General features: G+C 36.7%; 8 protein-coding genes, 1 tRNA gene and 1 pseudogene. 8 read left to right on the top strand and 2 right to left on the bottom strand.

Translation table 11 applies throughout. From position 1 onward, the window contains the following. Positions 1 to 743: 743 nt before the first annotated feature. Complete coding sequence (locus BW976_RS22035) at positions 744 to 1,694, bottom strand: S66 peptidase family protein (RefSeq protein ID WP_076376566.1); 951 nt, start codon at positions 1,692 to 1,694, stop codon at positions 744 to 746. Positions 1,695 to 2,255: 561 nt separating this feature from the next. Between BW976_RS22035 and metG the strand changes: the two genes are divergently transcribed. The 4 genes and pseudogenes from metG to BW976_RS22015 all read left to right on the top strand — a co-directional run bounded on the left by metG (position 2,256) and on the right by BW976_RS22015 (position 7,011). After that, entirely contained in the window at positions 2,256 to 4,325 is a 2,070-nt protein-coding gene (metG, locus tag BW976_RS22030) for a methionine--tRNA ligase (RefSeq protein ID WP_076376564.1), read from the top strand. 99 nt (positions 4,326 to 4,424) lie between these two features. Then, positions 4,425 to 4,496: transfer RNA gene (locus BW976_RS22025), tRNA-Arg, on the top strand. Between the two features lie 333 nt (positions 4,497 to 4,829). Then, a pseudogene (locus tag BW976_RS29835) lies at positions 4,830 to 5,017 on the top strand (hypothetical protein). A gap of 464 nt (positions 5,018 to 5,481) precedes the next feature. Further along, positions 5,482 to 7,011, top strand: coding sequence for a glycosyltransferase family protein (locus tag BW976_RS22015; protein WP_076376562.1), 1,530 nt, complete (start codon positions 5,482 to 5,484; stop codon positions 7,009 to 7,011). On the opposite strand, the gene BW976_RS22010 is transcribed toward BW976_RS22015, so the two are convergent. Beyond that, positions 7,012 to 8,556, bottom strand: coding sequence for a hypothetical protein (locus tag BW976_RS22010; protein WP_076376560.1), 1,545 nt, complete (start codon positions 8,554 to 8,556; stop codon positions 7,012 to 7,014). A gap of 86 nt (positions 8,557 to 8,642) precedes the next feature. Here BW976_RS22010 and BW976_RS22005 point away from each other — a divergent pair, with 86 nt between their 5' ends. The 4 genes from BW976_RS22005 to BW976_RS21990 all read left to right on the top strand — a co-directional run bounded on the left by BW976_RS22005 (position 8,643) and on the right by BW976_RS21990 (position 13,020). Continuing rightward, positions 8,643 to 9,935, top strand: coding sequence for a hypothetical protein (locus tag BW976_RS22005; RefSeq protein WP_076376558.1), 1,293 nt, complete (start codon positions 8,643 to 8,645; stop codon positions 9,933 to 9,935). A gap of 364 nt (positions 9,936 to 10,299) precedes the next feature. Further along, on the top strand, positions 10,300 to 11,649 hold the full coding sequence (locus tag BW976_RS22000; RefSeq protein ID WP_076376556.1) for a hypothetical protein: 1,350 nt from the start codon (positions 10,300 to 10,302) through the stop codon (positions 11,647 to 11,649). Between the two features lie 59 nt (positions 11,650 to 11,708). Then, positions 11,709 to 12,182: a hypothetical protein gene (locus tag BW976_RS21995; protein WP_139332381.1), complete on the top strand. Its 474-nt coding sequence runs from the start codon at positions 11,709 to 11,711 to the stop codon at positions 12,180 to 12,182. 304 nt (positions 12,183 to 12,486) lie between these two features. Then, positions 12,487 to 13,020, top strand: a complete 534-nt coding sequence (locus BW976_RS21990) for a hypothetical protein (RefSeq protein WP_076376552.1) — start codon at positions 12,487 to 12,489, stop codon at positions 13,018 to 13,020. Positions 13,021 to 13,403: the final 383 nt, after the last annotated feature.

Raw genomic sequence — 13,403 nt, 5'->3', positions numbered from 1 at the left:
AATAGGGTTGAAATTTGGTTTTAATATATAAAAAATACTTTCAGGACGGAAATGGGTATGACGAGCAAAAGCCCGAGCCCGTGCGATTCCTTCCCTCGGGAAGGGAAGGAAGGGGTTTCTGCATCATTGCCGGTTTATGCCGCTTGTATAAACCCCTCCCTGCTTTTGCACTCATGTCGGCCGCACCCCTCCCGTGGGGCTACCGTGTGGACACATCTTTTTGAAAAATGTCATTTCGAACGAACAAGCGTGGGCTCGCGCCTGGAGTGAGGAGAAATCTTCTACGCTATACGTGTTTGGCATGCAATGTTCGTATCAGTCGCAGAAGATTTCTCCTCGTTCCTCGTTCGAAATGACATCTCTTTTTGTTTATTTTAACTATAATGAGGACTTTTTAATCAAAAAAAGATGTGTCCACACAGTAGCCCGTGGGGAGGGAACCGGGAAGTTAATATCGCTTGTTTGTAACCGCAGATGTTTAGAAGACCGCATTTTTATAAAAGTTGTCATTTCGAACGAGGTACGAGGAGAAATCTTATACGTAGAGATAAGCAAATCGTACAAGATTTCTCTTCACCCTCCTTCCCAGGCCCCAGCTTCCGCTCATCGAAATGACAGTGGGTTATGTCTTCCCAACACTTGAGGTTACAAACGAGCGCAAGACAAAATTTTGAATATCCAACATCGATTTTTCCATTCATCATCCGATATTGGAAATTCAGTGTTCGATATTAAAAAACGCGTCAAACAAACTTCAAGCTTACTTCTTGATTCCGGACAGATAACCGAGCTTCTTTACCAAATATTAAACTGCAATTATCGGGGATATGCCCGGCCGGGAAATCAAAACATACGGGGTAATCGTACTCCTGTACAATGTCCATGATAATTTCGGGTACGGTTTGCCCAAAAGGGATGTCATTATCCTTCATATCGGTAAAACCACCTACGATGAGGCCCGCGAGCTGGGCAAGCTTGCCAGCCCGTTTCAGGTTGCGCAACATCCTGTCAACCGAGTAAAGATATTCACCAACATCCTCTATAAATAATATTTTACCGCTATAGTCGATGTCGGATACAGAGCCGGATACCGTTATCAGCAAAGATAAATTACCGCCTACCAAGATGCCTAAGCCTTCGCCGCTGCGATTTAAGCCGTGGGCATGATAGTTATAGTTTAAAGCTTCACCAAACAGGGCCATTCGCAATGTATCCAATGAATGTTTGGAAGCATCGGGAATATTAACCGGCATTTGTCCGTGTATGGTTTGGGCCCTGTAATTGGCAAACAGATGAGTATGCAACACGGTAATATCGCTAAACCCGATCAACCACTTGGGGTTTTGAGCAAAACGGCCAAAATCAACCTTGTCAATCATCCGGATAGTACCATAGCCGCCGCGTGCTGCTATAATGGCCTTGATGTTGTCATCGTCAATAAAACGTTGTAAGTCATGGGCGCGCAGGTCGTCGTCGCCGGCAAACTGGTGGTATGAAGCGGTTACGGTATCGCCTAAAACCACTTCTAATCCCCATGATTGTAACAGAGCTACGGCATCTGTCATAGGGTGGGGCAATTTCTTGGCTGGGCAGGTGATCGCTATCTTATCGCCTTTTTTCAAATAGGGTGGAAGGAGTCCGGAAGCGGGGAAGTCCGAAAGTCCGGAAGAAGCGGTGTCAGCTGGGTTATGCATAAGCAATTATAATAAAAGTTTTGGTTTAGTTTTCTAAATCAATGTTGGAGAGTCGACTCTCCCGGTCCAGCGCAGCGATGTTGGGGTGAGTCTTCTTCGCTTTTTGGGGATTCTCTCTCTCTTGCACAAACCAAACATTTTTCGTATCTTTAAGTAGACCAAACGAACGGCCCCGATTACTTGAAAAGTGTAATCGGGGCCGTTCGCATAAAGGGAAAAGCAGGGCTAAAAACCGAGCGTTTGGTATATAGTTATTTGAATGTCAATTATATAAATCTTTTTAAATCATATAAATCCCGTCAAAAATTTGTTAAAAAGTGTTAAAATAGATAGTTATAAATAGGTTTTCAACAGTTTTTGATGTGTTTTTGCCCTATTTTCGGGCAGAAAAGTGTTAAAATTAGGGTTTAAAAAGTTTTAGACTGTTTGAATTTCATAATAAGGATCTTAAGACAATCCCTAAAGTCTGATAAAAGAATTTAGGACAAAGAAATCCGCACCTCCGGACTTTCCGACTTAAATGAATTATCTTTGCGGCTTATTTACATTGCCGCATATTTCATGTCACAACTCAACAAATACAAACGCTTCACTATAACATCTGCCTTGCCTTATGCTAATGGCCCGCTGCATATTGGTCACCTGGCCGGGGCATATATCCCGGGCGATATTTTTGTTCGGTATCTGAGGCTCAAAAAAAAGGATGTAGTATACGTTTGCGGGTCTGATGAGCATGGCGCTGCCATTACCATCAAGGCCAAAAAAGAAGGGACTACGCCACAGGCTATTATTGATAAGTACCATGAGCAGATAAAAGATAGCTTTGAGCAGTTTGGGATAGCTTTTGACATTTATCACCGCACCTCATCGCCTATACATCATGAGCTGTCGCAGGAGTTTTTCCTGAACCTGTATGAAAAGGATGAGTTTATTGAAAAAGTAAGCGAGCAGTATTACGACGAAGATTTTAACCAGTTTTTAGCCGATAGATATATCATAGGTACCTGTCCTAATTGTCATAATGAAAATGCCTATGGCGATCAATGCGAAAAATGCGGCACTTCACTGAGCCCGACCGACCTGATCAACCCGGTATCAACCCTGAGCGGAAAACCGCCGGTTTTGAAGTTAACCAAACATTGGTATTTGCCATTGGATAAATATCAGCCCTGGCTGGAGCAATGGATAGATACCAAAGAGGGCAGCTGGAAGGTAAACGTATTTGGGCAATGCAAATCATGGCTTAAACAGGGCTTGCAACCACGTTCTATGACCCGCGATCTGGATTGGGGTATTGATGTGCCGCTGGCCGATGCCAAAGGCAAAAAACTATACGTTTGGATGGATGCGCCTATCGGCTATATATCGGCCACCAAACAATGGGCTATCGACCATAATAAAGACTGGAAGCTATACTGGAAAAAGCAGGCCGATGAGCAGGATAATGCCTGTTTGATCCATTTTATTGGTAAGGATAATATCGTGTTCCACTGTATCACTTTCCCGTCCATACTACATGCCCACGGGGAATATATTTTACCGCAAAATGTGCCTGCCAACGAGTTCCTGAACCTGGAAGGTGATAAGCTGTCCACCTCGCGCAATCATGCTGTTTGGCTGCATGAATACCTGGAGGAGCTGCCAAACAAGCAGGATGAGTTGCGCTATGTGCTCACCTCGATACTCCCAGAAACCAGCGATAGCGAATTTACCTGGAAAGATTATCAGGCACGTATCAATAACGAACTGGTGGCCATCTTAGGTAACTTTGTGAACCGGGTGATGATACTGATGCACAAGTTTTACGAAGGTAAAGTAGAAGCCGAAACCGACCGCATTGAACTAACAGATGCCGCTCTGAAGGCCGAGTTGGGAGGTTATTATGATGAGATAGAAAAGAACCTCGAGGCTTACCGCTATCGTCAGGCGCTACAGGCTGTGATGGATGTAGCTCGCCTGGGTAATCGCTACCTGACCGAAAAAGAGCCCTGGAAAACCATTAAAACGGATCCTGAAGGAGCTAAGCAGGCCCTGCATAATTGCCTGGTGCTGATAGGGCATCTGGCAACCTGCGCACAGCCATTTTTACCGGCTACCGCCAAAAAGATCATTGGCATGCTCAACTGGCCTAATGAAGTTATACCTTACGATCAGGAGATCTATTTTAACAATGGGCACCAGCTAAACCCTTCGGCATTGTTATTTGAAAAGATAGAGGACGAAGTAATTGAGCGCCAATTGCAAAAACTGCAGGCTAAAAAAGAAGCTGCCGCACCCAAATCGGCCGATGTACTGCCCGCGAAGGAAAACATCAATTACGAAACATTTACAACGATGGATATCCGCACGGGTATCATTTTAACCGCCGAAAAGATAGCCAAAACAAAAAAACTGCTGAAACTAACCATTGATACAGGTATTGACGAGCGTACCATTGTATCAGGTATTGCGGAGTATTACGAACCGGAAGCCATTGTGGGCCAAAAGGTGAGTGTACTGGTAAACCTGGAACCGCGCGAGATCAAAGGGATACTGTCACAAGGAATGATCCTGATGGCCGAAGATAGCCAAGGAAAGCTAAGCTTTGTAGCCCCGGTAGATGATTTCCATAACGGATCAGTTATCAGGTAGATACACAGCTAAAATTTTGCCCTACAGGGTGTGATTTTTCAATGAAAAGTTGCACCTTTGCAAACTGTTTGCGGATGTGCGCATCAGGCAAAGCATAAAGGTCCCGTAGTTCAACGGATAGAATAGGAGTTTCCTAAACTCTAGATATGAGTTCGATTCTCGTCGGGACCACTACGAAGCCAGTAATTCCTCATAATTACTGGCTTTTTTGCGTTATGGGGAAAACTATCGGGGAAATTTATTTGAGCGGAATTGACTCTATTTGAACTCAAATGACCTCTTTTGATATACCTAATTGAACTTCATTTGAGTGATTATAGGTAGGGAAATTATATTGAGCTAAGACAGTAAATTCGTTGGTATATTGACGAAAATTACTATAAATGAACGAAAGCCTTGTTCCCATTACGGTCTTAGATAACTTTGTAAGAATTCATCTATTTATATTTAATAACCAGTAACTGAACCCAATATGCCTGATACGCATTCTAAGTAAGTTATAATATGTCCCGTATAAAGGGCAAGAACACAAAGCCTGAACAGATGGTCAGAAAATATTTATTTTCACAAGGCTTCAGATTCAGATTACATCCCAAAAATCTTCCGGGTAAGCCCGATATAGTTTGCCAAAATACAAAACGGTTATTCTTATTCATAGATGTTTTTGGCATAATCATGATAGCTGTAAATAGGCTACCATACCAAAAACGAATGCCGACTTCTGGATTACTAAACTTCAATATAATCGGCAAAATGATATGCGTGTCAATGAGGCACTAAGGCAATTAAAATGGAATATCATTGAAATATGGGGGTGTAAATTAAAAAAGAACACCATTCAAAATACATTTTCAAAACTACCTGACCTTATAAAATCCGTGCTTCATCAATCCGATTAAGTATATTAGCCATTTGTAATTCCCCTATAGTTTCCCCCTTCAAATAAAAAAGCACGAAAATCTTGTTCTATTTTGAAATTTACCATTTTCGTTCGATTCCTAATACGAATAGATCTCACTTAAAATCAAAATAAATCGTTTTTCCTAGATTTTTGAGTTTCTTTCAAAACAACATCTACTATAAAAGGTATAAACGCCTCTTCTGTATATAAAAAGGATAAAAATATTTAGTATTATTGATTGAAGACACTTAAGTAATGAAAGGAATATCTTCAAATATGTTTATACCCCAAACAAAAAAAACAAATTTTTTCGTTTTTATAGTATTGCTATTCTATTTGTTTGTAGCTTTCAAAAGTTCTGGTTACATCCAGCCAGATGAACACTATCAAATTATTGAATTTGCAAATTATAAACTTGGCTTACTGCCAGTTGACAGACTGGCCTGGGAATTTAGATCAGAAATACGGTCTGGATTACAGCCAATGATCTGTTACGTGTTGTTTAAGTTGTTTGGGTATTTAAAAATAACTGATGGTTATGACCTCGCGTTTTTACTTCGAGCTGTTACTGCTATATTTTCAGTAATTGTAATAAGGCAGTTTGTTGAGGCTTATAGGCCATGTGTTGCCAAATCTTTACAGGTATACTTTATCTTTTTGTCTTACCTGTTATGGTTTTTACCTTATATAAATATTCGTTTTTCGTCCGAGACTTGGTCAGGACTATTCTTAATGCTGACTTTAACAGCCATACAAAAATATCGTTATCGGAAATACAAGAAATCATATTTCATTATTGGCTTACTTCTTGGCATTTCAATAATTTTCAGATACCAATCCGCTCTTTTTGTTATAGGCATTCTCTTTTGGTTTGTTTTTGTCAAAAAGATCAAAATTCAGAACTTCTTAACAATCCTGCTTGCCGTTTTATTGGTAATGGCTACAGGGTTGGTTATAGACTATTGGCTGTATGGTAAATTCACATTTTCTATTTATAATTATTTTCATGTAAATTTAATTCAGGGTGTCTCTAATAAGTTCGGAACCTCTCCATTCTATCAATATGCTCTTTACATTCTAAATGCTCCTAGCATATTGTTCGGTATATTAATTATTATTGCCTTTTTTACGCTTTTGTATTACGATGCTAAAAACTTGCTATTTTGGGTTATTATACCATTTATAATTATTCATTCAATAATTCCCCACAAGGAGTTAAGATTTTTATTCCCCTTAGTTAATCTCTCCCCCTTATTATTAATCTTGTCCTACCAAAAGCTTTATAAAAATATAATCCGGATAAAACTCAAGCCGGCTCATGAAAAATATGTAATCGGCTTTATCTGGAGCTTGTTTTTCGTTATTAACGTTGTCGGTCTTTTCGCAATAGCATCTACAGGTGCTGGATTAAACGAAACGGTAGTTACTGAATATATTCACAGAAATTATAAAGAGGATAAGACTAATCTAATAATGAATGGAGATATTAACCCATATGTTGATTGGGTAATACCAAAAAATTCCTACTATAGTAGTTCGGGGCTACACATCGACCGGATAACTAATATTTGGCAATCCGACCTTTTAGAACATAAAAAGCGGCAATACAAAAACCTCTTAATAATTTATAAAAACGATATTACAGGCCCCCAGTCGCTTAGATTTATGAAAAGTATAGGTCTGATAAAAGTTTATCAAAACATCCCTGAGTTGACTACAATGATTTATAATTTCTATAAACCTTCGCTAAATAATTCACAGATCTTTGTTTATGAGTTTAAATAGTTAATGCTCTAAATAGTAAATATATCCATTCCTATAATTGACATAATCATAATCAATAGATATTTTGTTATTTATATCTTCCTTCCAATCCCGGTTCAATTTATAAAATTCAATAGGCAAAACCAGAAAATATGGATTATCATTAAGATAATTAATATAACCAACCCTGTTATTTCGAAGGAAATGTAGCAGAGGTTCTTTGGGTAAAAAATGGGCGGAGGTTTCAATCTGACCATTCCCTATTCTGAAATTAACTGCTCGTATCTGCGTTTCTTTGCTTGTAAAAACCTCTAATTGAATAGTATTCATTACACCAAAAGATAAAACCAGCGTGACGATTAACGGGATTGCCCCTTTAACATTAACACTCAACTTAAACGCCATATAAATACCAACAAGAGCATAAATCACGAGATAATATCTGAAAGATGTTTTTATTGTGTACAGATTGATTACGCCTAAATATATAATTATCAAAAATGCACATAGGGACGACCTACTATTTTGAAGATCTTGCCATAGGTATTTAAAAAGGTAAAAGACAAATACGACTGCACATACAATAAGCAAAGCACGGAAAAGGAAGGAGCTTTCGTACGAATAGTTTTGGAGAAAAATTTTATATCCTGTTAGAACTTCAAAAAAAGCTTTTCCATGGAATATAAAAAAAAGCAATATGGAGGTCAGGAGTAAAACTTTGATTGAAAATTGAAAGTAGTCAGGTGGCGGAAGTTTTAAAGAAATATCAGAAAGCTTGTTTAATAGCCAATACTCAGCAATTAGCACTCCACCAACGACAAATGGGATAAAACTAATGAATAATAAGATTGGGAATTGGAAAAACTTCATCAAAAAAAATAATGTAATTATATTTCCAATACTGATACCAAACACAATTATCAGGTTTTTAACACTAGAATCACCTCCGTATAAGGTCCATAAACATAACCCAATAAAAATGGATATAGGAACAGCCGAAAAAATAATATGGTTATAAGCGCCCAAGATATTAGTAAGTAACAGGATGAATACCCAAAATATCCTATGAGGACTGTTTTTATAAATATTGATTGCTGAAACAAGCAACAATGAGAGAAAAAATAACGTGAATGTATTGACCTCCCAGGCTACCCTCGGCGATGTTAAGTAAAGTGCAGATTGACTAAAAATTGCTAAAAAAGCTAAAGCACTGTAATAATGCTTATGGCGTAGCAAGGTGCTGCATATAATGATTAATCCCAAAAGGTTAAATAAAGCGCCGCCTATCCTGAGATAAAATACTTTCATGGGAAAAAAACTAAAGACGGCTTGGGTCAAGCTTGCCTGTAAAATTCCTGAATAATGATTCATCCCGCTGATTTGGTCGAAGGAATGTTTGATAAAGTGATCCGCTTTCAATCCTGACCATGCCTCATCACCATGTAAACCGGGTAATATATCTAACTTATAAGTCCAGGAACACCAAAAAAACAATATAAAAACACCGATCAAGAGAAGTACAAAAGTCTTTTTTCGATTGTGAAGGATATATCTCAAATTGAACATTGATATTAGATTTGGTATTAAATAATAAATTTATTTGTACTAATATCGAAAAAAACTAACTTCATATTATAAACCTTTCACCGTTAATGGCTTACTCTTCTAAATTTTTTGAGTTATACACAAAGCATTTTAACTGGCTTCATTTACTGGTTATCACCATCCTTTTAATGGCGATATTTTGGCCGGTTCATAACTTCAGCTTTGTTATAGGATGGGATGATCAAACTTTCGTAACTAATCATTATACTGAAGATGGACTAGCCAGAAAAAACTTAAATGCTATAATAACAGAATTCTATCATGGCCAATATGCCCCGGTAAATCAATTATATTATTCCTTAATCTTTGAAATTTTTGATTATAATCCAATTTATTACCACATTGGTGGGTTTGTTATACATTTAATAAACGCCGCACTTGTTTACAAATTTGTTGGTAAAATCAGTATGGCCTTGTTTTCATATACTGCAATAAAAAATGCACAAGTTGCGTTTTTTACAACTATTTTTTTTGCATGTGCACCGGTAAACCTGGAGCCTGTTGCATGGGTTTCTGCATCAAAAGTACTCTTATATGCTATGTTTTATCTGATGTCGTTGATCAGCTACATTAAATATATCAATACGAAGAAAAACATTTACTTCTATCTGGTTATTATTGGTTTTATAATATCCTTTGGAGCAAAAGAACAGGCTGTGACTATGCCGGTATGTATGCTGCTAATTGATTTTGCATACAAACGGGATTTCAAGGAAGGTATTGTCTGGTATGAAAAGCTGCCCTTTGTGGTATTATCTTTACTTTTCGCATTGGCTAGTTTGCAATCACAGGGTATGGTTGTATTCGGGGGCGGAAAATTTTATCCGATTACCGACAGAATGTTTTTATTTTTTTACACCATTTCTGAATATTTTACCAAAATATTTATCCCGGTAAATTTATCATATGTCTATCCATATCCTTTTCAAATAGGAGAAAAATCCCCTATGTGGCTTTGGGTATATCCGTTTTTCATCCCTGTGGCATTGTTTTGTTTGAAACGCTTTCTATTAAGAAAATGGATGTTTTTTGGTGCTTTATTTTTTTTGATACACATACTAGTCGTAAGCAATCTATTTTCTCTGGCAAGATATTCGGCTATAGCCGATAGGTATGCTTATCTGTCGTCCATTGGCATTTATTTTATATTAGCATCTATAATTGTTAAAGCTAATTCGATATTATCCTTTAGGAGCTATGTTTTGGGAATGTCGGTTATTTATACCTGTTTTTTTGCTTTCTACACTCATAATCATTCATTCGTATGGGAAAATTCGATTACATTAAAAAGGAAAATCAAAACAGTAATGGAGCATAGAAGCGATTACAAAAAACCTTAAAAATAAAACAAATCAAAAAAAATGAGCAAATATTTAAACAAGGAACGGATAGGAATAATCTTATTGTTGATTGTTATCATTACTAATTTAATCGTTGCGATTAGATTTTATAATCTAGATTCAATGCGATTAAATGATTTCTTTTTAGGGCAGGGGCAAAACAACGAATTGTTTAATCCTAATATTAGATATTAATTTTTTTAATATTTGTACTTAATAAAATAAACTATAACTTAGTCATAACCAATAACCTGCATCTTATGAAATTTTATTACTCCTGCTACTCATTATGTCGATAACGGCATTCTCAAAACAATAACACCTGCATATCCTGTAATTAATTAAAAATTTAACGCAATCTTAGATGAAAAAGCGAACCTTATCCTTTATCACCGTTCTTTTCAGCTTATGTTTATTGATTTTTGCTTGTCGAAAAGAGATCAATAATTTAGTAGTAAATGACCACCCTAACGTTTCAGCAGATCTTTTAGAATCTGCAAAGATTTGGAATGAAAAAATAGTTGCCCAAAGTGCAGCTATTAACCAAAAGACCGAAAATTTTGTTACCCTAAAGCCTCAATGGAAGGATTCCTGGACTATTGATTCTAAGCCCGGCACTAAATTTATTGCTGTGCCGACGATTGAAGATCATGTGAGCAACAGATCAATAAATATAAGACGATTATATGTATTTGAAGCTAATAATAACCAGATCACCGATGGCAAAATTATAGAATTTGTTGGTTTTAATTACCCCGTCGACCATGAACTAGATAATCTGATTAAAAACTTCCATAGTAACACCATTGTAGGTTTCAATGGAGCGATTATACAGTGTGATTTAAACTTCAGATGGACTGAAGGAGCTGTATACGAAAACGGAAACATTAAACAGAATGATATAACCATTGCAAAATCAACCCACAGCAAGGATATTTATCTAAGTAAATATAGCTTAGATGCGAATGGAATTGCAGTATATCAAGAAATCACTTATTTATATACCCCGGATGGAAGACTAAGAGTTCAGGATGCCAGTGGTAGCGGCCTTGCAAGCGGCAGTGGCTTTGGTGGCACGCTTTCTGAGGTAGTTATTTCAGGAACTCCGACAGGCGGTAATCCGGGCGGCGGCGGTGGATTTCCACCCAATCCTCCTACTAACCCTCCACCGAGCGGTGGAGGATCGGGAGGAGGAACTGGCGGTCCATCAGCACCTGATCCAGCCCCGAATCCAACGCCATCTACTGAGGATACAGATGGTAATGGAAAACCAGTATCAACTGATTGTAGTTCTTTCGCTTTTACTAAAACCTCCACCGCTAATTGGCAAGAAGCAGGTGTACGAAATATTAGATTAAAATGGGTTTGGATTGGTGGGGGCAGTGCTGTTCGTGAATTATATGTACCTTCCGTTGTTTTTGGTTTGCCAACTCAATATCAAAATAGTAATGGCTCCATCACTACACTTTCTGCGAGTCAAGCGGCGGTTGTAGCTGCAAAAATAACAGAATCTGTAAAATTGTTAACTTACATGGAATTCAGGAATAGTCCCTATAGTCCAAGCGATGCAACTGTTATAAGCTATTTTAAAACACAGCTTCAAATCGGTATGGCCACACAACGGGGAACAGCTGGAGCTACAGGAAGTGGAAGTAATCAAATTATCTTCAAAGATGAACAACGAAGCTCGTTTTTCCCTTTCAGTTGTAATTAATGGAAAAGGTTATTTTTACATTAATATTTTTCATGATATTTAAACATTCATATTCACAAATGAATTTATCATCAACTATTGAGGTGAATAATATATTTTTAAAGGAGGGTTACCTGAAAGAATTAATAAAAAGTGATTTTATTTCTTTTAAAATCGATCAGGAAGATGCGTTAAAACACACAATTGGTCATTATAAGATTAATTTAAGACTTAAATATCCTCAAAGGTTATATAGTTTATTTAATAAACCAATAATGCAGATGTACGGTTATTTAAAAAACAATGATCAATTCTGTTTATACATACTTATTGAAATGGATTCAATGAGCGATATCAATGGCTTAATAGATTTATTGGGAATGCCTTGGAATGTTTCGGAAAAGGATTATAATTTGGGTGATTTTGATATGCTACTTTGGGAAAAGAATAAATATGATATTTCTTTAATGCGACATTTCGAGGAGTATAATCAAAATACAAAATTATTGAGGATATCTAACATTCCTGCTAATGAGCTTTTATATTCTCCTTAACGGTGAAAATAGTGGCCTTTTTATGAAAAGATAGTCAATTTCTATAATACGTCAATCATTTTATAACAAGTCAGGTAAATAATTACCTGATTTGTTTATTAGATTCAGAACTTGAAAATTATTCTTTTATTAAAGCTCGAGTAGAAGAAGCTTTTGATGGATATCTGGAATTACCACCATCAGATGCTCTCATAACAATTGATAATATAACATCAAACGGTGTTGGAGTTTTAGATTATTATGGAAATAAAGCCGAGCTGGCAAAGATGACGGTGTTTAATGCTTTTTTTTCTACCTCATTCCTATGAGAAATTTTATAGTGTGCTTGTTTCTTTTAGCTTGTACTACCCAATCAAAGGCGCAAGTATTTGATGCTGTTACTGTAAATTTCAGGAGCAATCAATTACACTTAGGCCAATCAATTGATAGTTTATTAAAACATGATTTGAACATAAGGAAAACGAATGGTTCAGATGATTTTGATCCATTTACAGTTACATGCCAACTTACGATTAATAATAAACAACTTTATGAAAAGAATCTAATTATAGAAAAGGTTGGCTTTACTGTAGATGACTTCAAATTGATTGATTGTATTTTCTTTTCTTTAAAATACACTCCTGTTTTATTAAATTTCTTAAAGGACAAGTATGGAATATTTGATAACGCAAGCTATTTCGGAATTAAACAAGGTATTGAACCAGTAGATCCAAGCGCCTATAATTGGGTTAAGGAAAAATTCATTGTCACACTTTATATTAACAAAAGTATATCACAAAAGCAAAGCGATAATGCCTTCATAATTTTTAAAAGGCCGGAGTTCATAAAACAACAATAGGTTATTTATAGCATTGGCCAAAAATTGAGTAGTTACACAGAACTATAGGTGAATCATATATAAAAGATCTCCCTTCAAGCGAATATGGGTAATGACGGGTAAAATTGGTACAACGTTTACATTTGAAACGCCGTACTCCAAGTACCAAAATAATATGCATTATTATTTTAATGCTGATTCTTTAATGGGCCGATTTGAAGGCTATAGGGAAATTTATTTGAGCGAAATTGACACTATTTGAACTCAAATGACCTCTTTTGATATACCTAATTGAACGTCATTTGAATGATTATAGGTAGGGGAATTATATTGAGCTAAGACAGTAAATTCGTTGGTATATTGACGAAAGTTTCCCCTATAGTTTCCCCCTTTAAATAAAAAGA

The sequence above is a fragment of the Mucilaginibacter lappiensis genome, from assembly GCF_900155965.1.
Lineage (GTDB): Bacteria > Bacteroidota > Bacteroidia > Sphingobacteriales > Sphingobacteriaceae > Mucilaginibacter > Mucilaginibacter lappiensis.
Note: the sequence above shows the minus strand (reverse complement) of the source record. Positions and strands in the feature narration are given on the sequence as shown.

Coding starts and splice junctions, on each gene's coding strand:
- BW976_RS22035 (WP_076376566.1), bottom strand. CDS start 1,694: ATGCATAACCCAGCTGACACCGCTTCTTCCGGACTTTCGGACTTCCCC.
- metG (WP_076376564.1), top strand. CDS start 2,256: ATGTCACAACTCAACAAATACAAACGCTTCACTATAACATCTGCCTTG.
- BW976_RS22015 (WP_076376562.1), top strand. CDS start 5,482: ATGAAAGGAATATCTTCAAATATGTTTATACCCCAAACAAAAAAAACA.
- BW976_RS22010 (WP_076376560.1), bottom strand. CDS start 8,556: ATGTTCAATTTGAGATATATCCTTCACAATCGAAAAAAGACTTTTGTA.
- BW976_RS22005 (WP_076376558.1), top strand. CDS start 8,643: ATGGCTTACTCTTCTAAATTTTTTGAGTTATACACAAAGCATTTTAAC.
- BW976_RS22000 (WP_076376556.1), top strand. CDS start 10,300: ATGAAAAAGCGAACCTTATCCTTTATCACCGTTCTTTTCAGCTTATGT.
- BW976_RS21995 (WP_139332381.1), top strand. CDS start 11,709: ATGAATTTATCATCAACTATTGAGGTGAATAATATATTTTTAAAGGAG.
- BW976_RS21990 (WP_076376552.1), top strand. CDS start 12,487: ATGAGAAATTTTATAGTGTGCTTGTTTCTTTTAGCTTGTACTACCCAA.